22 protein-coding genes and 1 pseudogene are annotated in these 21,853 nt (G+C 61.6%); 13 read left to right on the top strand and 10 right to left on the bottom strand.

Annotated features, from left to right (window positions below; genetic code table 11):
- The 8 genes from sucB to HMPREF2604_RS01965 form a co-directional block, all read left to right on the top strand.
- Positions 1-1,081, top strand: a 1,081-nt coding sequence (gene sucB / locus HMPREF2604_RS02000) for a 2-oxoglutarate dehydrogenase, E2 component, dihydrolipoamide succinyltransferase (protein ID WP_070562750.1), incomplete at its 5' end; no start/stop codon positions are given.
- A 260-nt stretch (positions 1,082-1,341) separates the two neighbouring features.
- Positions 1,342-2,496: an MFS transporter gene (locus tag HMPREF2604_RS01995; protein WP_070562747.1), complete on the top strand. Its 1,155-nt coding sequence runs from the start codon at positions 1,342-1,344 to the stop codon at positions 2,494-2,496.
- A gap of 72 nt (positions 2,497-2,568) precedes the next feature.
- Positions 2,569-5,436 carry an aminomethyl-transferring glycine dehydrogenase gene (gene gcvP / locus HMPREF2604_RS01990; RefSeq protein WP_070562744.1) on the top strand — a complete coding sequence of 956 codons (2,868 nt, stop codon included), beginning with the start codon at positions 2,569-2,571 and terminating at the stop codon, positions 5,434-5,436.
- 3 nt (positions 5,437-5,439) lie between these two features.
- Entirely contained in the window at positions 5,440-6,552 is a 1,113-nt protein-coding gene (gene gcvT, locus HMPREF2604_RS01985; protein ID WP_070519776.1) for a glycine cleavage system aminomethyltransferase GcvT, read from the top strand.
- A 42-nt stretch (positions 6,553-6,594) separates the two neighbouring features.
- Positions 6,595-6,987 carry a glycine cleavage system protein GcvH gene (gene gcvH / locus HMPREF2604_RS01980; protein WP_070562740.1) on the top strand — a complete coding sequence of 131 codons (393 nt, stop codon included), beginning with the start codon at positions 6,595-6,597 and terminating at the stop codon, positions 6,985-6,987.
- Between the two features lie 70 nt (positions 6,988-7,057).
- Positions 7,058-7,864, top strand: coding sequence for a lipoyl(octanoyl) transferase LipB (gene lipB, locus HMPREF2604_RS01975; protein WP_070562737.1), 807 nt, complete (start codon positions 7,058-7,060; stop codon positions 7,862-7,864).
- Positions 7,865-7,973: 109 nt separating this feature from the next.
- Positions 7,974-9,047: a lipoyl synthase gene (lipA, locus tag HMPREF2604_RS01970; RefSeq protein ID WP_039676162.1), complete on the top strand. Its 1,074-nt coding sequence runs from the start codon at positions 7,974-7,976 to the stop codon at positions 9,045-9,047.
- Positions 9,048-9,089: 42 nt separating this feature from the next.
- Complete coding sequence (locus HMPREF2604_RS01965) at positions 9,090-9,875, top strand: DUF4191 domain-containing protein (RefSeq protein ID WP_070519767.1); 786 nt, start codon at positions 9,090-9,092, stop codon at positions 9,873-9,875.
- 128 nt (positions 9,876-10,003) lie between these two features.
- On the opposite strand, the gene HMPREF2604_RS01960 is transcribed toward HMPREF2604_RS01965, so the two are convergent.
- Complete coding sequence (locus HMPREF2604_RS01960) at positions 10,004-10,438, bottom strand: RDD family protein (protein ID WP_070520142.1); 435 nt, start codon at positions 10,436-10,438, stop codon at positions 10,004-10,006.
- 128 nt (positions 10,439-10,566) lie between these two features.
- Between HMPREF2604_RS01960 and glnA the strand changes: the two genes are divergently transcribed.
- Positions 10,567-12,000: a type I glutamate--ammonia ligase gene (gene glnA, locus HMPREF2604_RS01955; RefSeq protein WP_070519765.1), complete on the top strand. Its 1,434-nt coding sequence runs from the start codon at positions 10,567-10,569 to the stop codon at positions 11,998-12,000.
- 273 nt (positions 12,001-12,273) lie between these two features.
- Here the strand turns inward: glnA and HMPREF2604_RS01950 are convergent.
- Together HMPREF2604_RS01950 and HMPREF2604_RS01945 are read right to left on the bottom strand one after the other, a co-directional pair.
- Positions 12,274-12,594 (bottom strand): annotated as a pseudogene (locus HMPREF2604_RS01950) (transposase); the annotation flags it as partial.
- Between the two features lie 197 nt (positions 12,595-12,791).
- Positions 12,792-13,949, bottom strand: coding sequence for an EcsC family protein (locus HMPREF2604_RS01945; RefSeq protein WP_070519761.1), 1,158 nt, complete (start codon positions 13,947-13,949; stop codon positions 12,792-12,794).
- Between the two features lie 438 nt (positions 13,950-14,387).
- On the opposite strand from HMPREF2604_RS01945, the gene HMPREF2604_RS14035 reads away from it, so the two are divergent.
- Positions 14,388-14,531, top strand: coding sequence for a hypothetical protein (locus tag HMPREF2604_RS14035; RefSeq protein WP_158011570.1), 144 nt, complete (start codon positions 14,388-14,390; stop codon positions 14,529-14,531).
- Positions 14,532-14,679: 148 nt separating this feature from the next.
- Positions 14,680-15,639, top strand: coding sequence for a TDT family transporter (locus tag HMPREF2604_RS01940; RefSeq protein WP_083299150.1), 960 nt, complete (start codon positions 14,680-14,682; stop codon positions 15,637-15,639).
- Positions 15,640-15,674: 35 nt separating this feature from the next.
- Here the strand turns inward: HMPREF2604_RS01940 and HMPREF2604_RS01935 are convergent, their stop codons facing one another.
- The 5 genes from HMPREF2604_RS01935 to thrC form a co-directional block, all read right to left on the bottom strand.
- Positions 15,675-16,256, bottom strand: coding sequence for an META domain-containing protein (locus HMPREF2604_RS01935; protein ID WP_232755530.1), 582 nt, complete (start codon positions 16,254-16,256; stop codon positions 15,675-15,677).
- Positions 16,257-16,386: 130 nt separating this feature from the next.
- Positions 16,387-16,917, bottom strand: coding sequence for an NUDIX hydrolase (locus HMPREF2604_RS01930; protein WP_070562734.1), 531 nt, complete (start codon positions 16,915-16,917; stop codon positions 16,387-16,389).
- 17 nt (positions 16,918-16,934) lie between these two features.
- The gene (locus HMPREF2604_RS01925; RefSeq protein ID WP_246818358.1) at positions 16,935-17,714 is read right to left on the bottom strand and encodes a S1 family peptidase; all 780 of its coding nucleotides are present in this window, start codon (positions 17,712-17,714) and stop codon (positions 16,935-16,937) included.
- 61 nt (positions 17,715-17,775) lie between these two features.
- A complete protein-coding gene (locus tag HMPREF2604_RS14030) occupies positions 17,776-17,928 on the bottom strand; it encodes a hypothetical protein (RefSeq protein WP_168162980.1) in 153 nt (50 codons plus the stop codon).
- A 4-nt stretch (positions 17,929-17,932) separates the two neighbouring features.
- Positions 17,933-19,378: a threonine synthase gene (gene thrC, locus HMPREF2604_RS01920; RefSeq protein ID WP_070562732.1), complete on the bottom strand. Its 1,446-nt coding sequence runs from the start codon at positions 19,376-19,378 to the stop codon at positions 17,933-17,935.
- A gap of 38 nt (positions 19,379-19,416) precedes the next feature.
- On the opposite strand from thrC, the gene HMPREF2604_RS01915 reads away from it, so the two are divergent.
- Together HMPREF2604_RS01915 and HMPREF2604_RS14420 are read left to right on the top strand one after the other, a co-directional pair.
- Positions 19,417-20,718 carry an MFS transporter gene (locus HMPREF2604_RS01915; protein ID WP_070562728.1) on the top strand — a complete coding sequence of 434 codons (1,302 nt, stop codon included), beginning with the start codon at positions 19,417-19,419 and terminating at the stop codon, positions 20,716-20,718.
- A gap of 15 nt (positions 20,719-20,733) precedes the next feature.
- Complete coding sequence (locus HMPREF2604_RS14420) at positions 20,734-20,865, top strand: hypothetical protein (RefSeq protein ID WP_255365899.1); 132 nt, start codon at positions 20,734-20,736, stop codon at positions 20,863-20,865.
- Positions 20,866-21,027: 162 nt separating this feature from the next.
- Here the strand turns inward: HMPREF2604_RS14420 and HMPREF2604_RS01910 are convergent, their stop codons facing one another.
- Positions 21,028-21,459, bottom strand: a complete 432-nt coding sequence (locus tag HMPREF2604_RS01910) for a hypothetical protein (protein ID WP_227485674.1) — start codon at positions 21,457-21,459, stop codon at positions 21,028-21,030.
- A 34-nt stretch (positions 21,460-21,493) separates the two neighbouring features.
- Positions 21,494-21,811 (bottom strand): hypothetical protein, encoded by a 318-nt coding sequence (locus HMPREF2604_RS01905; RefSeq protein ID WP_070562725.1) that lies wholly within the window; start codon positions 21,809-21,811, stop codon positions 21,494-21,496.
- Positions 21,812-21,853: the final 42 nt, after the last annotated feature.

The raw sequence follows: 21,853 nt of genomic DNA, 5'->3' as shown, positions 1-21,853 counted from the left end.
GGAAGAGCCGAAGGCAGAGGAAAAGGCCGACAAGAAGGCCGAGGAGAAGTCCGAGGCCAAGGCTGAGAAGAAGGACGAGAAGCCGGCCGCGTCCGCTGAGCCGAAGGCTTCCGAGACCTCTACGAAGGTCAATAACGGTGACAACGTCCCGTACGTCACTCCGCTGGTACGCAAGCTGGCTGAGAAGCACGGCGTGGATCTCTCCACCGTCTCTGGCACCGGTGTTGGCGGCCGCATCCGCAAGCAGGACGTGCTGGCCGCTGCTGGCGAGGGTGAGGCACCGGCTTCCTCCGCTAAGGCAGCTTCCAGCAGCCCGCGTGCTCGCTGGTCCACCAAGTCCGTGGATCCGGAGAAGCAGGAGCTCATCGGCACCACCCAGAAGGTCAACCGTATCCGCGAGATCACGGCGTCCAAGATGGTTGAGGCCCTCCAGATCTCCGCTCAGCTGACCCACGTCCAGGAAGTCGATATGACTGCCATCTGGGATATGCGCAAGCAGTCCAAGCAGGCGTTCATTGACAAGTACGAGGCCAACCTCTCCTTCCTGCCGTTCATCGTGAAGGCAACCGTTGAGGCACTGGTGTCCCACCCGAACGTCAACGCTTCCTACAACCCGGAGACCAAGGAGATGACCTACCACGCTGACGTCAACGTGGCCATCGCCGTAGACACCCCGAAGGGCCTGCTCACCCCGGTCATCCACAAGGCTCAGGAGCTGACGCTTCCGGAGATCGCTCAGAAGATCGCCGAGCTGGCTGACAAGGCACGCAACAACAAGCTCAAGCCGAACGATTTGACCGGTGCAACCTTCACCGTGACCAACATTGGCTCCGAGGGCGCCCTGCTGGATACCCCGATTCTGGTTCCGCCGCAGGCCGGCATCCTGGGCACCGCCGCTATTACCAAGCGCGCGGTTGTCGTCACCGAGGACGGCCAGGACGCCATCGCTATCCGCCAGATGTGCTACCTGCCGTTCACCTACGACCACCAGGTGGTCGACGGTGCCGACGCTGGTCGCTTCATCACGACCATCAAGGACCGCCTCGAAACTGCAGATTTCGAAGCCGACCTTGACCTCTAAGGCTTCGAAGCCCTCTAAGCCCTAGGCTTGCTCCCCCGCCACTGCGGCGGGGGAGCCTCGTCGTTTTCGCCCTGCTTTCCTCCATCCCACAAACACAGCTCGGTGACATCGCTCAGAGGAACCGCTACCCCTCCAAAACTGACGAAGTTTCCTTCAGATCCTCAGAGATCGGCGCCAACTTTGTCAGTTAGGCGCGTTTTCTTTATCCGTCTTGTCACCAAGACCCGACACCTGTGACTCAGCACACTAGACTGAGCCGCATGGTTTCTCAGAAGTGGTTTCGCGTCGTACTCGGTATGTTTCTCGTCGCCTGCGGCGCTAATCTCTTCGCCCCCATGGTCGTGGTCTACCAAACCACCACCTCCCTCGGGGTTCTGCAGACAACCTTCCTTTTTGGCATCTATGCCCTCGGCATCATGGTCGCTCTATTCATCGGTGGTCCGCTTTCGGATTCGCTAGGGCGCCGCGCCATCATGCGCCCAGCTGTCCTCACCACCACCGTCGGTTCCCTCGTTTTCCTTAGCGGCGCAGGCGGCGCCTTCCTCCCCTTGTTGATCGGTCGCCTGTGCGCCGGTGCCGCCGTGGGCCTCGCCATGTCTTCTGGCGCAGCCTGGATAAAGGAGCTCAGCACACACCTGAGCGTTGGAGCCAAGCGTTCTTCCATAGCCCTGTCGGCCGGTTTCGCATCGGCGCCCGGCGTAGCTGGTATCGCCGCCGAGTTCCTCCCCTGGCCCACCGTTGTGCCTTATCTTTTGCACATCGGACTAGCACTCATCGTGGTCCCACTCGTGTGGACGGTGCCGGAACAGCGATCTGCACAGGCAGCTTCGAGGCGCCATTCTTTTGTCCCGACCAGCCTGATTACTCCCCGCTACTTACCGGTCGTGGCCTATGCACCATGGGTCTTCGGCTCCGCCACCACCGCCTTTGTGTTCCTGCCCGCGCAGCTCAGCGAGCACCTACGCCACCCCGTTCTTGTCGCCGGCCTGTGCGCGCTTCTCACCATGGGCAGCGGCGTGGTTATCCAGCAACTGGCTGGCCGCATCCGCGTGACCTCGTTCCACGGCATGGCGCTGGCCGCAGTAGGAATGGCACTGTGCCTCGCCGTCCTCGCTGCGGCTCAGCATGGTTGGGCAGTTTTTCTCCTGCCTATCGCAGCTATCATCATGGGCAGCTCCTATGGAATCGGCATGCTCAGCGGACTCGCGGAGACCCAAGCCATCGCCGACGCAGAGGAGCTCGGCGCAGCGACGGGGGTGTTTTATTCACTGACCTATCTGGGTTTCTTTGCGCCTTTCATCCTGTCACTTTTGGGCCCTGCCGTTGGCTATTCCACGGCCTTCGTCATCGGCCTCACCGTCGCGGTAGCGACCGCCGTAGCGCTGCGCCTCCATGTCAGGGGTAACCGGGGCTAATGTCATGGCCTACGCCTTATACTTGGGGCAGTTTAGGTCACACAATCTAACGCCACAAAGGAGATAAAACACATGGATTTCATCTCTCGCCACCTCGGCCCCGATGCGGCCGAGCGTGAGACGATGCTCAAGGCAGTGGGCTACGACAGCGTGGAGGCACTCGTCGATGCCGCCCTGCCCACCTCCATCCGCGCCACCGAGGCGCTGAACCTCCCGGAGGCTTTGAGCGAAGATGACGCGCAAGCGAAGCTGCGCGAGTACGCCTCCCAGAACGTCGTGCTGAAGTCCTTTTACGGCCAGGGTTATTCCGATACCCTCACCCCGGCGGTCATCCGCCGCGGGCTGCTGGAGGATGCCGGCTGGTACACCGCATACACGCCCTACCAGCCGGAGATTTCCCAGGGCCGCCTCGAGGCGCTGCTGAATTTCCAGACCATGATTGAGTCCCTGACCGGTCTTCCCATCGCGAACGCCTCGCTTCTCGACGAAGCCTCCGCCACCGCCGAAGCCGTCGGCCTCATGGCCCGCGCGGTGAAGAAGGGCCGCCGCGTGCTGCTCGATTCGCGCCTGCACCCGCAGGTTCTGGCCGTGGCCGCTGAGCGTGCCCGCGCCATCGAGCTGGAGGTCGAGATTGCTGATGTCCGCGATGGCATCGTCGGCGAAGACCTCGTTGGCGCAGTTCTGGCCTACACCGGAACCGAGGGCGATATCGTCGACCCCCGCGCTGCCATCGAGGAGCTGCACACCCGCGGCGCCCTAGCCGCCGTCGTGGCTGACCCCCTATCACTGCTTCTCTTGGAAGCCCCCGGCGAGATGGGCGCGGACGTGGTTCTCGGATCCTCACAGCGCTTCGGCGTGCCGCTCTTCTTCGGCGGCCCGCACGCGGCCTTCATGTCTGTTACGGACAAGCTCAAGCGCCAGCTGCCCGGCCGCATCGTGGGCGTGTCGAAGGACGCCGCCGGCCGCCCCGCCTACCGCCTCGCACTGCAGACTCGTGAGCAGCACATCCGCCGCGAGCGCGCGACCTCCAACATCTGCACCGCCCAAGCACTTCTGGCCAACGTGGCCTCCATGTACGCGGTGTACCACGGGCCTGAGGGCCTCAAGGTCATCGCGCAACGCGTCCACGACCGCGCTTCTGCTTTCGCTGCGGCCGTCACCGACGCGGGCAAGGAGATTGTCTCCCGCGACTTCTTCGACACCGTGACCGTCACCGGCGTGGATGCCGCGGCCATCAAGACCCAGCTGCAGGAGCAGGGCTACCTGGTGCGCACCATCGGCTCGGACAAGGTCTCGGTCTCCTTCGGTGAGTCCGCCACCAACGAGGATGTCAACATCCTCGCCGCCGTCTTCGGCGCCGAGTCCTCCGCTAACTCCGAGCCAGCCGCGTCTGGCTCCTTCGAGATTCCGTCCTCCGTCCAGCGCGCCGAGGCCCCGCTGCAGCACGAGATCTTCAACTCCATCCACTCCGAGACCCAGATGCTGCGCTACCTGCGCACCTTGGCGGATAAGGACCTGGCCCTGGACCGCACGATGATCCCTCTGGGCTCGTGCACGATGAAGCTCAACCCCACCGCCGCGATGGAGCCCATCTCCTGGCCGGAATTCGCCGGCATCCACCCGTATGCCCCGGAGGAGACCACCGCGGGCTGGCGCGCGCTGATCGACGAACTCGAGTCCTGGCTCGCCGAGATTACCGGCTACGCCCAGGTCTCCATCCAGCCCAACGCCGGCTCCCAGGGCGAGCTGGCCGGCCTTCTGGCCATTCGCCACTACCACGTGGCCAACGGCGATCACGGCCGCGATGTCATCCTCATCCCGGCCTCCGCGCACGGCACCAATGCGGCCTCAGCCACCTTGGCCAACCTGCGCGTCGTCGTGGTCAAGACCGCCGACGATGGCTCGATTGACCTCGCCGACCTCGACGCCAAGATTGAGCAGCATGGCGAGCACATCGCCGGCATCATGATTACCTACCCCTCCACCCACGGCGTCTTCGACCCCGAGGTGCGCGAGGTCTGCGACAAGGTCCACGCGGCCGGCGGCCAGGTCTACATCGACGGCGCCAACATGAACGCGCTAGCCGGTTGGGCCCGTCCGGGTGCCTTCGGCGGCGATGTGTCCCACCTGAACCTGCACAAGACCTTCACCATCCCGCACGGCGGCGGTGGCCCGGGTGTGGGCCCGGTGGGCGTCGCCAAGCACTTGGTGCCCTTCCTGCCGGCCGATGCCAACGACCCCAAACTGGATCCCTCGCAACCGACTGCGGAGACCACCGGCGTGCCGTCCACCGCATCGCGCTACGGTTCCGCCGGCGTGCTGCCAATTTCCTGGTCCTACCTGGCCATGATTGGCGCCCAAGGACTCACGGAGGCCACGAGCCACGCCATCCTCGGCGCGAACTACCTGGCGCAGAGCCTGAAGGATTCCTTCCCTGTGCTCTACACGGGCAATGCCGGCCTGGTGGCTCACGAGTGCATCTTTGACCTGCGCGAGCTGACCGATGCCTCCGGCGTCACCGCCGCCGACGTGGCCAAGCGCCTCGTGGACTATGGCTTCCACGCGCCGACCCTGTCCTTCCCAGTGGCCGGCACCCTCATGGTGGAGCCCACCGAGTCTGAAGACCTGGGTGAGCTGGACCGCTTCATCGAGGCCATGCGCTCCATCCGCGCCGAAATCCAGGAGATCATCGACGGCCAGGTGGCCTACGAGGACTCCGTCATCCACCATGCTCCGTTCACCGCCGAATCCGTCGCGGCCGACGAATGGGACTTCACCTTCACCCGCCAGCAGGCCGCCTACCCGGTGACCTCGCTGCGCGCCAACAAGTACTTCCCGCCGGTGCGCCGCATCGACGAGGCTTATGGTGACCGCAACCTGGTGTGCACCTGCCCGCCGCCAGAGGCTTTTGACTACTCCGACGACAACCAGGAGGTTTAATCAATGACTGACTACCTGCACTCCCCGCTGCACGCTGAGCACGAGAAGCTCGGCGCCACTTTCACGCCCTTCGGGCCGTGGGAGATGCCGCTGAAATATGACAACGAGCTTGAGGAGCACCGCGCGGTGCGCGGAGCCGCCGGCCTCTTCGACCTGTCCCACATGGGTGAAATCTGGGTCAACGGCCCGGACGCCGCCGAGTTCCTGTCCTACTGCTTCATCTCCAACCTGGTTCCCCTCAAGGTGGGCAAGGCAAAGTACTCCATGATCTGCGCCGAGGATGGCGGCATCATGGATGACCTCATCACCTACCGCTTGGAGGAGACCAAGTTCCTCGTCGTGCCGAATGCCGGCAACGCCGATACCGTGTGGGAGGCTCTCAACGAGCGCGCCGAGGGCTTCGACGTAGACCTGAAGAACGAGTCCCGCGATGTGGCCATGATTGCTGTCCAGGGCCCGAAGGCGCTGGAGATTCTCGTCCCGCTGGTGGAGGACACCAAGCAGCAGGCCGTGATGGACCTGCCCTACTACGCCGCAATGACCGGCAAGGTGGCGCGCAAGTACGCTTTCATCTGCCGTACCGGCTACACCGGCGAGGACGGCTTCGAGCTCATCGTCTACAACTCCGATGCCCCGGAGCTGTGGGAAGAGCTGCTCAAGGCCGGCGAAGAATACGGTATTAAGCCTTGCGGCCTGGCTGCGCGCGACTCGCTGCGCTTGGAGGCCGGCATGCCGCTCTACGGCAACGAGCTCACCCGCGACATCACTCCGGTCGAGGCCGGTATGTCCCGCGCCTTTGCCAAGAAGGAGCAGGACTTCGTGGGTGCAAAGGTGCTGCGCCAGCGCGCCGAAGAAGGCCCGCAGGCCGTTATTACCGGCCTGGTTTCCTCGCAGCGCCGCGCCGCCCGCGCCGGAGCGGAGGTCTTCGTTGGTGAGAACAAGGTGGGCACGGTGACCTCCGGCCAGCCCTCCCCCACCCTGGGCCACCCTGTCGCGCTCGCGCTCATCGATACCGCCGCAGGCTTGGAGGCTGGCGACGCCGTGGAGATCGACATCCGCGGCAAGCGCTACCCCTTCGAAGTGTCCGCGCTGCCCTTCTACAAGCGCGAGAAGTAAACTCCACTACTGAATCCATCTACCGAAAGGACATCCCTTCTCATGGCTAATCTTCCTTCCGATTTTTCTTACTCCGAGGACCACGAGTGGATTAACGCAGCTGCTGATTCCGTCGTCGGTTCCACCGTCCGCGTCGGCATCACCTCCGTGGCCACCGACCGCCTGGGGGAGGTCGTCTTCGCCGAGCTGCCGGCCGTGGGCGATACCGTCGAGCACGGCGAGACCTGTGGCGAGGTGGAGTCCACCAAGTCCGTGTCTGACCTCTACTCCCCGGTCACCGGTACCGTGACCGCCGTCAACGAGGGTGTGCACGATGACTACGCCGTCATCAACAACGATCCCTTCGGTGAGGGCTGGCTCTTCGAGGTCGAGGTCACCGAAGCCGGCGAGCTGATGACCGCTGAGGAGTACGCCTCCGCCAACGGCGTGGCCTAAATCTGCGCCTGAACAGCACGCATTCAGCCCTTGTCTGGCTGAATCTTCGCGGGGACTAGCATGGGTATCCATGACTGCTCCCCGCGAACCTTTCTTTCCCGCCAACCGCTCTATTCGCGCTTCCGACGAGCCACTGGAGATCCGCCGCTTGGGCCGCATGGGCTACCAAGAAACATGGGATCTGCAGGCCGAGCTCGCCGCAGCACGCGCGGCGGGTACGCAGGGTGATGTCATCCTCGTGGTGGAGCACCCCAACGTCTATACCGCCGGCAAGCGCACGCAGCCGGAGGATATGCCCGATAACGGCCTGCCGGTCATTGACGTTGACCGCGGCGGACGTATCACCTGGCACGGCGAGGGCCAGCTGGTTGTCTACCCCATCATTAAACTGGCCGAGCCGGTCGACGTCGTTGACTATGTCCGCCGCCTCGAGGAAGCCATCATCCAGGCCGTCCGTGAACTTGGAGTGAGCACCGCCGGGCGCATCGATGGCCGCTCGGGCGTGTGGGTCCCCTCCACCACCCGCGCCGCCGATCCGGCCGCCCCGAAGCGCGACCGCAAGTTGGGTGCGCTAGGCATCCGCGTTACCCGCGGCGTAACCATGCACGGCCTCGCCCTCAATTGCACCAATACCCTGGAGTACTACGAGCACATCGTGGCCTGCGGCATCGACGATGCCGACGTGTCCACGCTCTCGCTGGAGCTTGGCCGCGAGGTCACCATTCAGGAAGCGGAAGCGCCGCTTCTCGACGCCGTCCTCAAAGCCCTCTCAGGTGAACTCACCGTGGCCGACCACACCTTCGCCTCGGCGCCTGATCCCATCAAGGTGGCCAACGAGAAGGCACGCCAAGCCCGCAAAGCAGCAGAGGGAAAATAGAAGATACCCTCGGTGGAATAAACCCGGCTCTCGCAGGACTTGTATTAGGAAGAGCTAACTCTAACGCGTAAAGTGAGGTTCCGTGACTGTTAAGCCTGAAGGACGCAAGATGCTCCGCATTGAGAAGAAAAATGCGGAGTCGCCCATCGAACAGAAGCCACGCTGGATCCGCAACCAGGTTCGCACCGGACCGGGTTATGAGGACATGAAATCACGCGTATCCGGAGCTTCCCTGCACACCGTGTGCCAGGAGGCCGGCTGCCCCAATATCCACGAGTGCTGGGAATCGCGCGAGGCCACCTTCCTCATCGGCGGTGACAAGTGCACCCGCCGCTGCGATTTCTGCGATATCGCCACCGGCAAGCCGGAGGAATTGGACCGCGACGAGCCGCGCCGCGTGGCCGAGAACATCCAGGAGATGGATCTCAACTACACCACCATCACCGGCGTGACCCGCGATGATCTGCCCGACGAGGGCGCCTGGCTCTACGCCGAGGTTGTGCGCAAGATTCATGAGCTCAACCCGCACACCGGCGTGGAGAACCTCACCCCGGACTTCTCCGGTAAGCCGGATTTGCTCCAAGAGGTTTTTGAAGCCCGCCCTGAGGTCTTCGCCCACAACCTGGAGACGGTGCCGCGCATCTTCAAGCGCATCCGCCCGGCTTTCCGCTACGAGCGTTCCCTCGACGTCATCCGCCAGGCTCACGAGTTTGGTTTGATCACCAAGTCCAACCTCATCCTGGGCATGGGTGAAACCGCCGAGGAGATCGAGGAAGCCCTTCGCGATCTCCGCGAGGTGGGCTGCGACATCATCACGATTACCCAATACCTGCGCCCCGGTCCCCGCTTCCACCCCATCGAGCGCTGGGTGCGCCCAGAGGAGTTTGTGGAGCACTCCAAGCTTGCCAAGGAGCTCGGCTTCGGCGGCGTCATGTCCGGTCCGCTGGTGCGCTCCTCCTACCGCGCTGGCCGCCTCTACGTGCAGGCTATGGAGGCCCGCGGCCTCGAGCTTCCGGAGAACCTGAAGCACTTGGCTGAGACTTCCCAGGGTGCTACCGCCCAGGAGGCCTCCACGCTTCTGGAGAAGTACGGCCCCTCCGAGGAGACTCCGGTGACCACGCGAATGGTTAAGACCCCGGCTGGTGCAGCGAACCCGAACTCTGCGGCGTCCACTATTCGCTAGTTCGATTCTCTTTTTGACCCTCTGACCTCTAAAGTAGGAGCCATGGCTAACGACGACAAGGCATCGCTGAAGGAAGCGAAGAAGCAGGAGCGCGCAGCAAAGCGCGCCCAGCGCAAGCAGAACTGGTCACAGATGTGGCAAGCGTTCAACATGCAGCGCAAGCAGGACAAGGCGCTCATCCCCATCATGCTGGCTGCATTCTTGGGCATGGGCTTGCTCTTCTTCCTTATCGGCATGCTCTTCAACGGCGAGTGGTTCATGCTCATCCTGGGCTTGGGCATCGGCGCTATCCTGGCCATGTTCCTGTTTACCCGCCGCCTCGAGCGCGATATGTACAAGAAGGTGGAGGATCAGCCTGGCGCCGCCGGCTGGGCCTTGGAGCAGCAGCTGCGCAACACCGTCGGTGTGGTGTGGAAGGTCAAGACTGGTGTGGCCGCTACCCGCCAGCAGGACCTTATCCACCGCGTTATCGGCAACTCCGGCGTCATCTTCGTCGTCGAGGGTGACCGCAAGCGCGTCGGCCCTACTCTTAACCGCTTGAAGAAGCGCGTGGACCGTATGGCCGGCGGCGTGCCGGTGTACGAGGTCTTCGTGGGCAATGGCGAGGACGAGGTTCCCGTGTCTAAGCTGCGCAGCCACATTATGAAGCTGCCGCGCAACTACAACAAGAACGAAACCTACGACAACATTCGCCGCATCGAGGCGATGGATGATCTGCCGGGCACCACCCCTGGTCTGCCCAAGGGCCCGATGCCCCGCCAGGCTCAGAACATGGCGGGCATGAACCGACGTATGCGCCGCATGCAGGAGCGCAAGGGCGGCAAATAAGCCACTAGCTCCAAGCACAACAAGGGTCCCTTCCGAGAGTTCGGAAGGGACCCTTTTCGTTGCCTTCGAAGCCTCCCGGCCTTGTTGCCTCACGCACCCCAGCAGCTTTATCGCTGGTCCCAACAGCCTTAGGCCATGATGACGGCGGTGCCGGTGGCGCGGTCGTGGAGGCCGCGGCCGTCGGCATCGACCATCGCTGCGGGAAACAGCACGGCGGTCAGCAAGGTACGGACCACCGCACGCCACAGGCCGACGGAAGTGCCTGGGACGTCGAGGCGCGCCACGCCCATACCGAGCAACGCCATGCCCGGGGTGCGGGCGAACAGCCACCCGCACACGATGCCCATGACTACCCACACTGCATAACCCAAGAAGGCGGGACCGCCCAGATTGTCGGTGAAGAGCTCGAGAACGTTGGCAATGATCATGGCCAAAATCCAGTCAATTAACACGCCGAACGTACGCCGCATTACCGACGCCAGGGCACCTGGCCCTTCCTTGGGCAAGCCCAATGCCTGCCCAGGCCACTGCCCCGACCCGATGCCATCGTTGTTATCTGCCATGCCCACCAATCTAGCCGCCGTCCATCCCGAGCAGAAATTTTGCCTTCAGGTGCCCACGCGTCCCAGTGATGCAGCCAATACCTGTAAACTAGTCGGGAGTACTACACGTCAACCAACAGGAGACCACCGTGTCCTTTGAGACAATCCAGGACGTCATCACATTCATCAAGGAAGAGGACGTCAAGTTCGTTGACATCCGCTTTACGGACGTCCCCGGCACCGAGCACCACTTCTCTATTCCGGCCGAGGAATTTACTGAAGACGCAGCCGCCGACGGCCTCGCCTTCGATGGCTCTTCCATCCGCGGATTCACCACCATCGATGAGTCCGATATGACGCTGTTGCCGGATCCGAAGACTGCCTTCGTGGATCCCTTCCGCACCGCGAAGACCCTGAACATCAAGTTCTTCGTCCACGACCCGTTTACTCTGGAGCCCTTTAGCCGCGACCCGCGCAACATCGCCCGCAAGGCCGAGGAATACCTCTCCTCCACCGGCATCGCGGATACCTGTAACTTCGGCGCTGAAGCTGAGTTCTACATCTTCGACTCCGTTCGCTACGGCACCGATGTCCACAACGGCTTCTACGAGGTTGATACCGACGAGGGCTGGTGGAACCGCGGCTCTGAGACCAACTTCGACGGCACCCCGAACACCGGCTTTAAGACTCGCGTGAAGGGCGGCTACTTCCCGACGGCACCCGTCGACAAGCACGGCGAAGTCCGCGATGCCATGGTGGAGCAGCTGCAGAAAGCTGGTTTCACCATCGAGCGCTTCCACCACGAGGTGGGCAGCGGTCAGAACGAGATTAACTACCGCTTCAACTCCCTGCTGCACGCGGCTGATGATATTCAGACCTTTAAGTACATCATCAAGAACACCGCTGAGCAGTTTGGTAAGTCCGTAACCTTCATGCCGAAGCCGCTGGCTGGCGATAATGGTTCCGGTATGCACGCCCACATGTCCCTGTGGCAGGACGGCAAGCCGCTCTTCCACGATGAGGCTGGCTACGCTGGCCTGTCCGACATGGCTCGCTACTACATCGGCGGCATCCTGGCCCACGCACCGGCTGTGCTGGCGTTCACGAACCCCACCCTAAACTCCTACCACCGCCTGGTTCCGGGCTTCGAGGCGCCGATTAACCTGGTGTACTCGCAGCGCAACCGCTCGGCTGCCATCCGCATCCCGATTACCGGCTCCAACCCGAAGGCCAAGCGCATCGAGTTCCGCGCGCCGGATCCGTCCGGCAACCCCTACTTCGGTTTCGCTGCCATGATGATGGCGGGCCTCGACGGCATCAAGAATCGCATCGAGCCGCACGCTCCGGTGGACAAGGACCTCTACGAGCTGCCGCCGGCAGAGGCCGCCTCCATCCCGCAGGCACCGACCTCCCTGGAGGCCTCCATCGCAGCACTCGAGGAAGACAACGACTTCCTCACCGAGGGCGATGTCTTCTCCGAGGACCTCATCGAGACCTACATCAACTACAAGCGCGAGAACGAGATTGCGCCGGTCCGCCTGCGTCCGACTCCGCAGGAATTTGAGATGTACTACGACTGCTAATTTCTGGCAGAATCGCCCTGATCTGAGAAATTACTTTCCCAGGTCAGGGCTTTTTCATGCCCGCAGATTTCAATGAAAATGGGCGAAAGCATCCGCCTTTCAGAATTGTGCGGGATTTCTGCGGGATCCGGCCTACACCGAAAGCGCTTCCCAGCTCACGAAAACACGCAACTCTGGCACGCTTCAAGGGGTATATTCATCCTGATCTCTCAGCTCTTTGTGCGCGTTTTTCCTCGCGTGTGAAAGGGCGCTCTCTTTACTCTCCAGACCCCTTTTGAGGTAGCACGTTGCGATAACTGTAGTCAGGGCCCGTTCGGTGCGGGTGCGTCGTTCAAGAAGCCAGTCGGGGAAGAAGGAACCACGGCGCAGCTTCGGGACGGCTATGCCGATAGAGCCCACCCTGGTATCGAGTTGTCGGTGACGGTAGCCGTTGCGGGAATTAGTGCGAGTATCGGACATGGTGGCGTAATCAGCACCGCAGACGCTATCGGCTTGGGCAGAGAGGATCTGATTGATGAAATCGCCAAGCATTTGGCGCATTAAGTCTGGGGAGACTTGGGGCAGCAGTTCTTCGAGATAGGCAGTCGGGTCGATATGATAGGGGCAGCGGCCATCGCGGTGGACTTCCTTTCGAGGATAGGTAGAAGTTGATTCGAAAGGTACCCGCGATGGTCGCCGCATTCGTTCACGGCACCGACATCACCGGGGCACAGATACACCACACTAAGGGACGCAACCCACCAAATTCCTAAATTAGAAGCAAATGCCCTGGCAGGCGCATCGGCAATTAGTTATGTAGTGGAGTCCTCGTCTGTATCTTTGTTTTTCGCAAATCGGCCACGAAGCCCTTTCGCGAGCCCCGTAGCATTGCTCCCAAGGCTGCCGAGCTGCTCTTTGGTTGCCTGAGCAGCTGTGCCTGCGATATCCCGTGCACTTACAGCCGCGCTTCCAGCTAATCCGAGTGCACTTTCAGACACGCCTTTGACAGAGGAGCCCAAGTCCGCGAGTCGCGTCGACCCTGACCGTTCGGCGATGTCGTTGGCCACCGTGACCATGGCGAGATATTCTGCGCCGTCGACACCCGGGGGCGGCAGTTCGCGCAGGTGATCCTTGAGACGCTGCGACTGCGTCCGCAAGGTTGCAAAGGTCATCGTGCCGGAGAGCGCACCGCCCAGCAAGGGGATTACCTTTGTGACTGTCTTCGCGAAGGAGTCTTTGGTGACCTTGACACCCACGAGCCTGAGGGTTTGCTTAACCACTGGGAACCAGGCGGTCTTGGTCAGAGCTTTTTGAGAAATCTGCTTCTGAATCGCGGGGCGAGCGACTTGTTTTGAGAATGCAATGAGGCTATTCGCGGCGCCACCCACGCCCATCATCACACCCAAGAAAACGGCGAGCTTGCCAACGGTTTCATCATCAGCTTCATCCATGTCGCCAAGCAGATCCTGCCAGCCGTACAGATAGGCGAGCTTTTGCATCACGCGGAATGCGTGCACATAGAACTGAGTGATGTCGCCAGGAACGGTGGCGGCCATTGCTAGGCCGCCTGGCAGGCCCGCCGTGAAAGAAATCGCTGCGGACTTGGTGGTCTCAAAGCTAATGGTCGAATCTGCAATTGAATCCAGCTGCGCCAAGGTTAATTCAGCATGTATTGGCGTGCTTCTCAGAGCCTGTGAAATGACGTCATTGGATACACCGACCTTGCGTAGCTCTTGCGCAAGGAATTTTTCGCGATCGATGCGCACCCCGCGAAGACGGATGATTTTCTTGAGAAAATCCATGGCGAATTTTTGCGCCGCTGCGTCCTGCTCGGCGGTCATTGTCTCTAGGTCTTGTACGTCCTCAAGCTCAGTGGGGACTTCGACTCCCTCGAGCGATTCTTCAACAAGTTCGCCATCGAGAATGTCATCGGTCAGTTCAAGAGATAAATCGTCGGGTTGCTGTGACATGAGACAGCCTTTCGTAATCAGGGAATGTGGACCAAATGTTACTGCAACGCCATGGTTTGCAGCTACAAAGTAAGAGGTACCTCTCAGCACTGGTTTCTTCCGCCCTAGGGCGAAATCGATGCGGGAGTGCGGAAGTAACTCGGAGAGATTCGCAGAAATCCAATTCGCTTCAATCCGGCTTAGGCTTTTGTGTCTGTGATGGGACAAAAGCAGTTCGCAAACGGGAGAAAACGCCAAAAGCCTAACTCGGCGTTGACCGAATTAGACTTGCGCGGACGGCCGGGAAGCGGCTACTCCACTGTGGGGCCTGCCCCCGGATAGTAGACACGTCGGGAGTTAGGCCCGAACAAGCCAGCGCGCAACGCGAACAACAGCAGCAGCAAACCAGCAACAGCACCAGCTCCGGCACCTGCCGCACCGCAGCAGAAAGCGCCCAGCATGGAGTGGGCAACCTTTGGCCCCTATGGTGGATTCATGGACTGCTCCCAGGCGCAAAGCATGTGGCCCTCCAACTCGACCGAGTGCTACCAAGGCGGCGACGGCAACTACTACTTCAACGGCCTACGGCAGGCAATGTGCTAGATACAGCTCACCGGCCGCCCTACTTCTTGGTGGAGCGACATTGAGGAATGTGGGGCCGCTTACTGAGCAGGCGAAATCGGAGTAAATTCACCGCTCTATCAGGCATGACGATGGGGCACGACACGAGCTAAACAACTACGCTAACCGCGTGACTACTAGATTCCGCCACTTACCGCCGCCCGGCCCCGCGTGGGGCGGCAGCCTCATGGGTACCTCCATCGTCTCTCGGCTGCTCGTTGAGGAGGGCATGCTGACAGGCTCCGCCGTTTTCGCAGCGCTATCCTGCATTATTCTCCTCGTGCTGACGGTTGGCTTTGCGCTATACCGCCAGCCCAGCTTCGCGCGAACCTCGATGGCTGAATGGTCCATGTATTTCATCGGCATCCTGGCGCTCGGCGCAGCGCTGTCCGGGTTGACGGATATCGGAACCTTCCGCCTCGTCGGCTTTTGGATCGGCGGACCCGTCACCGTCATCACGTGGGCTATTCAGCTCACCCGCTTCGACGGTGAACCGCGCTTTACCTGGGGTCTGCCGCTGGTTGGTCCCATGATTTCATCCTCCGTGGCTGGCTTCCTTGCCCTCGACTACGGACATGCCTACCACGTCATGGGCACCATTCTTTTCGTCATGTCGATCTCTACCGCGGTCCCCACCTTCATCCGCGTGTATTGGGCCGCTTGGCACGGCAAGGTAAATCTCTCCGGGGCCAACTCAGCTACCGCCTGGGTTCCGCTGGGCGTGGTGGGCCAATCCACCACCGCGATGCAGATCCTCTACCCCGGTCATGTTTCCGTCTATTACGGGCTGACCGCTATGGTGATCGCCGTCCCCCTCGCGCTCTATGCCATGATCACCTTCTACCCCAATGTGGCTCGCTGGGTGGACTACTCGCCCGCATGGTGGGCCTGCACCTTCCCGCCCGGGACAGTCAGCATGGGCGGGCACCAGGTAGCCCTAGTGAATGGCTCGGAGCTTCTCGACGTCATCGCGCTCAGCATCCCGTTGCTCCTCGTCGCGCACTGGTCTGCTTGCTCCTGCCGTTTCATTAGCTGGCTCATCGAAGGACGGCGCGCACAGCGAAGCGGAGCTAGCCCAATCTCGAACTAGCTCCGCAGTGCACGCTGTCAGGTGCTTAACAGGCTTTAGTTTTCAGCCTTGGTGAACTGAATGGCCTGGCCCTGGCTGCCCAGCGCGAAGGTGTTGCCCTCCACGGGGATAACGACTGGCTTTGCGGTGAGGATGGTGTTGAGCGCATCGGCATCAGCCATCTCATCCGGGGCGCAGGCACGCATCGTGGAGTTCAGGTTCTCCACCACGATGGCATCGGTCTGATCCAGCTTGTAGCTGCCGCCACCAGAGTTGCAGCCGTCATCGTAGGTTAGAGTTCCATCCTCATTGAAGGTCACGGAAATCGCCGGGTTCTTCTTGGCGGTGAAGGTGCCGTTGAGAACCTTCTGGGCCTCATCAGCCGGCAGCTTCTCCTGCAGACCGTCGATGTCTTCATACTTCTCAATCAAGCCAGAACCTTCCGGTGCTTCCGAATCCTTCGAGGAGGAGAAGGAGTCACCGAACAGGCGCGAGCTCAGCTCCTGAATCTGGCTGGACTTCACGGAGTCAGCGGAGGATGGTTCCTGCGCACCGGCAGTACCGGCACCCAGGACGCCGCCCGCGAGGGCGACGAACGCAGTTGCAGTGGTTACTTTCTTCAGTGTGCGTGAAATCATGACCCCGAAGCTATCGAGCACCGCCGGCAACATCAACCCACTTCATGCGTTTCTGATGATACTTTGCGGTAACTCCAACGATTCCCAGCCCACGGACAAACCTCAAAGAAAATACCTTTGAACTGGACTTTTAGCTGCGCTTAACGTAGCCCATCCGCGGACGGAAGCCCTGCGGGTGTTTCATCTGCGCCACGGCGTCCCCGATGATCATGCGGTGACGGGCGCTGACTGAGGTGGGCATCTGCGCCACCGAGAACCACTGGGCGGCCAGGTTCTCCTCATCGGAAATGACCGGCTCAGCATCATCCGGAACGGAGACACGGATGGCGGTATCCATGTAGAGGCACTTATCCCCATTGGGACAGACTACTGGGCCCACCTGACCGACGCCGAGGAGCGCTTCGATGCGGCCATCGAGGCCCACCTCTTCCTTGAGCTCACGCAACGCGGTCGTCGTGACTTCCTCGCCAGGCTCACAAATACCGGAGATGGGGGCCCATGTGCCGTTGTCGGCTCGCTGGGCCAGCAGCACTGAAGGCAGCTCCCATATCGCAGAACCGGTAGGAACCGCCCGCACAATAACCGCGGTCACGCTGGGAAGGAAGAGCTGCTCGTGACCAATCTTCTCACGCAGGGACACAATAAAATCAGGAGTCGGCATGGGTTCAATCTTAGCGCCTAAACCCGCTCCAGAATCTCCGGCAGGAGTGCCTCAATGTCGGAGGCAGGGGTAAAAGACATCTCCGCCGGCGACCCGTCGGCGCAGCCCTGACTGCTTGCCGCGGCTTCCGTCGTCCCCGACAGAACCCCGACGATCACGCCTTCAAAGGCGCTGCCCGGCGCGCCAAAGACCGGCGCCCCGGAATCACCATGCGTAGAACAGACTCGGGCACTCGCCGAGACGGTATCCACCGTTCGCTCACCAAACTGGAGTTTCCCGTGGCTTTCTCCATGCGTCAGTGGTCCGCACGTCTCTCCCGTGATGCGCCCCAGCTTGCACACCTCATCCGGAAGCTCCTCCTGCCCCGCAGCGACCACGCTGGTAGGCATGTCCTGCGGGACATAAAACTCCGCCTGCCGCGTGATCTCCACCAAAGCGAAGTCGAGCTGGTGTGTGTCAGGTGAGCTGAGATCGGAATAGATGATAGTGCCGACGGGCTCCGCCGGGTACACGAATTCCCCGTCCGCAGCACCCGCCCACACCGTATCCCCTGGCTCACCGCAATGGGAGGCGGTGACGGCGATGGTACGGGCGTCGTCAAGCACGAAGCTCCACGCCACCGTGCAGAGATTGAAATCAAAGGCTTCACCGGGAACCGGCTGCATAGCAGAGATGTCCAGCGCCGCACCCGGCGGCACCGGGGAGGCATCGGGCGTATGCATCTGCGGCGGGGCCGGCGTCATAGTGGTGTACTCGGACGTGCGCGAGGCAGCTTCGGGAACGGAGTCAACCCCCATAGGCATTGAGCATCCACCCACCCCCAGCGCAGTCGCGCTGAGCACCACCAGAAGGTAAGTCCTAGTCCTCCTGAGCGGATGCAGCCTCACCCGAGTCCGCCTTGTGATCCTTATTTTCCTTCTCCATCTCAGCGACCTGCTTCATGTCACGGATGAACTTCTCCGGGTCAAACTCGGTGAAATACTCCGGACCAGAGAACTGCTCCTGTGCCATTGGCTTAAACCTCCGTGCTCTTGATGTACTGCGTGATGTAATCCTTCACCGCCGCTGCATCGTTGGGCAGATCGGTGACGTGGCGCTCGGCTTCCAGAATTCCGGCGAAACGCTCCGGCACCTCCGGCTCGCTGCCGATGGCTTCCGCGATGGTCTCCGCGAACTTCACCGGAAGCGCGGTTTCTAGGCACACGATGGGAGTGTCAACGCCGAACTCATCCTTAACTGCGCGGGCAACCTTGATGCCGTCGGCAGTGTGCGGATCCACCAGCACGCTGTAGCGCTCGTGGACATCCTTAATGGTGGCAAGGCGGTCGGCGTGGGTCGAGGAGCCAGACAGGAAGCCGTACTCGGCGCGGGCAGCGTCGAGCGCCTGCTTGTCGACGTTAAACCCGCCTTCCTTCACCTTCGTTCCAAACAACTCCTTAACTTGTGCGGCATCGCGGCCCAGCAGGTCAAAGGCGAAGCGCTCGAAGTTCGAGGCACGGGAAATATCCATCGACGGCGAGGACGTCTTGTACGTCTGCTCCGAGGAGCGCGGGCGGTAGCTGCCGGTGCGGAAGAACTCATCGAGCACGTCATTCTCATTGGTCGCGACGATGAGTTTGTCGATGGGCAGGCCCATCTGGCGGGCGATGTGGCCGGCGCAGATATCACCAAAGTTGCCGGTGGGCACACTGAAGGAGACCTTCTCGGTGTTCTCCGTGGTGACCTTGAGGTAGCAGTTGACGTAGTAGACCACCTGCGCCATGAGGCGGGCCCAGTTAATGGAGTTGACCGCGCCAATGCGGTTTTCTGCCTTGAAGTTAGCGTCGGCCGATACCGCCTTGACCACATCCTGGCAATCATCAAACACGCCGTCGAGGGCGATATTGCAGATATTCGGGTCATCCAGGCCGAACATCTGGGCTTGCTGGAAGGGCGTCATGCGCCCGGCCGGGGTCAGCATGAAGACACGGATGCCTTTGCGCCCGCGCATGGCGTACTCCGCCGAGGAACCGGTGTCGCCCGAGGTAGCGCCCAAGATGTTGAGGGTTTGCCCACGGCGGGCCAGCTCGTATTCGAAGAGCTCGCCCAACATCTGCATGGCCATGTCCTTGAAAGCGGCCGTCGGCCCTTCAGAGAGGTGGCCGATGTAGAGGCCCTCCCCCAGTTCGCTGACGGGGACGATTTCCTCATCGTCGAACTTCGGGTAGGTGTAGGCGCGCTGGGCAATCCCCTCGAGGTCCTCTGCAGGAATATCGTCCACGAAGAGCTTGAGCACCTCCGCGGCCAGAGCCGCGTAGCCGCCCTCAGCCAAGGTCTGGCGCCACTGGGTAAGGGTGGCGTCATCAATGCGGGGATAGGTTTCCGGCAGGTAGAGGCCACCATCAGGGGCCAAACCTCCAAGGAGGATATCCGTAAAGGCGGCGGGCTGGCGGGCGGTATCGCGGGTCGAAATGTACTTCACCCCCTGCATCTTAGTTGGTGACGCGTAAAGTATCAGCCATGTCGGTTCCTCATCCACGCAATGTAATTACCACGAAGGCTCTCTCTGTGTGGGTGGCTGCGGTGTTGGTCTACATCGTGGCGATGACCGGCCGCACGTCCTTTGGCGTGGCGGGCCTCGAAGCCATCGATCGCTTCGAGGTCGCCGCCTCCCGCATTGCCGTGTTCACCGCGGTGCAATTGGGTATCTATTCGCTGGCGCAGATCCCTACCGGGATGCTCATCGATAAGTTCGGGCCGCGGCGCCTGCTCGTCATTGGTTCCGTCATCATGGGCGTGGGTCAGGTACTCCTTGGCTTCACCAGCAATTATTGGGTAGCCATCGCCGCCCGCCTGCTCATCGGCGCGGGCGATGCCACCGCCTTCCTCTCCGTGATGCGTATTCTCCCCTACTGGTTCCCGCTGCACCGCACCCCCATGTTCACTCAGGTCACCTCGTCGCTTGGGCAGCTGGGTCAGTTCTTGTCCGCCCTTCCTTTCGCCATGCTGCTGGGCTGGGGCGGGTGGACCATGGCCTTCGTTAGCTTGGGCGCAGTGGGGATCCTCATCGCCGTTGCGGCCGCGGTGGCGGTTGCGGATTCCCCAGAATCCCTCGGCATCGTGCCCAAGCCGAAAGAAAAACCTAACGCGAAGCCGGAAAGCACAGCAGCGCTGTTATCCACCGTTTTCCGTTCCCCCGTAGCCTGGCAGGCATTCTTTATTCACTGGATCGGCCTGGGGGCCACCAACGTGTTCGTCATGCTATGGGGCGTGCCGCTGATGACTGCAGGCATGGATTTTTCTAAGACTAGCGCCGGCTGGATCCTGACGTGGTTTAGCGTGTGCATGGTGCTCGTCGGCCCACTGCACGGCAAGCTTTCCTCCAGGGCCAGCGGTTTCCGCCCGTGGCTCGCCTTAGGGTTTGTGGCTACCCACTGCGCGGTGTGGGCCCTGTTCTTCCTCTTCGGTGGCAGCTATCTCTCGCTGTTCATCCTCATCAGCCTGGTAGCCCTGTGCACACCGGTGGCAAATTACGGTTTCGACATTGTCCGTGAAAACCTCGACCGCACTGTCGTCGCCACGGCGACGGGCCTGGCCAATATGGGAGGCTTCATCGCCACGGTCATCGGCGCCCAGCTCGTCGGCATGGTTCTCGATCACTTGGGCAACGGGCCCGACTACCCCTTCCATGACTTCCGGCTCGCTGCTTGGGCAGTCTTTGGCGCGTGGTGCATTGGCATCGTGGGTGTTCTCATCACGCACATCCTGCGCAGCCGCGGCGAGGACGGCGGCCCGCACGTCACCATCGTGCAGGTTGGTTAGTTCAGGGCTGCGCTAATGAAGTGCCGCGGCGCTCAACGCCGCCTCAAGGGGTACCGAATTGGCCACTTCGAAGACCCCGAGCCCACCGCCAATCGGAACAAGGACGGCAATGCTCACCCCCAGGGCGGTTCTGAGCAGCTCGCGTAGTTTTCGTTGTTTCTCCACCTCAACGCACCAACCTTTATCGATTCGTTATCTGTGCGTGTGAGCTTAAGAGCCGCGGCTGCCAGGCAGATCCCCGTTGACTGCGCATCACCTGCCAGTCCCTGTGTGTTTGCGCCGGCGCCCCAGCCGGGCTAGTTCATCGGGCTATTCGGCCGGGGTCGATTCCACGAGAATCGGGCCATCCACTGGGGCGACGACCCCGGCGTCAAAGGCGGCGAGCACACCCTTCGCATCGTCTTTCGTGATAGCACCCGCCTCCACGGCCTTCTTGAGATCAGTCTCGAGGATCTGGCGGGAGCGGTACCTGTCTGATGCCACCGACAAGAGGCCGCGAGGAACCGATTCCGACGGGATCCCCAGTGCCTCCGCCAGCGAAACAATGCGGTCATTTTCAGCAGGGTCGAGCTGAACATCAACCGACTGATCCTGCGGGACGCCACCGTTGACCACCTGCTCCACGGTCAGCGCGCCCTCCGGCACCTGGTGCCTCTCTGTGGCCCACCAGCCTGCGCCGACGGCGGTGATGACAGCGATCACAACGAGGACCCACACGGCGATAAACTGCTTGGACTTCACGGCCACAACCTTAGACTTTTCTCACACCGCCGGCTTAATCCGCGCCAGGGCCAAAGGTCCCAAAAGAGGTACCGCGCGGGGGATGCGGCGAATCCAGGCGCTCGGACAGCGCATCAACGATGGACCGGATAGTTGACTCTGCGACGGAGCGATCGAGGCTGCTGCGGTGTGGGGTCTCTGGCTTCGGCTCAGGAGGGACAACGCGGGGCTTGTCGACGTCCAACCGCATCACCGTCCCCTCCACGCTCAGCGCGGCGGCGGGATCGCACCCGGCGGCTCGGGCCGCGGACAAGAATGCATCGAGATCAGCCAGCGTGGCAGCGTTGAGATCGAGAGAAAGATTAAGGCTCATGGTGTTCTCCTTTTCGGGCTCCTTAAAGGGCGCGGGGCAAGT

The sequence above is a fragment of the Corynebacterium sp. HMSC055A01 genome, assembly GCF_001809405.1.
In the GTDB taxonomy this organism is placed as follows: domain Bacteria; phylum Actinomycetota; class Actinomycetes; order Mycobacteriales; family Mycobacteriaceae; genus Corynebacterium; species Corynebacterium hesseae.
This window is presented reverse-complemented; position numbering and strand designations above follow the sequence as displayed.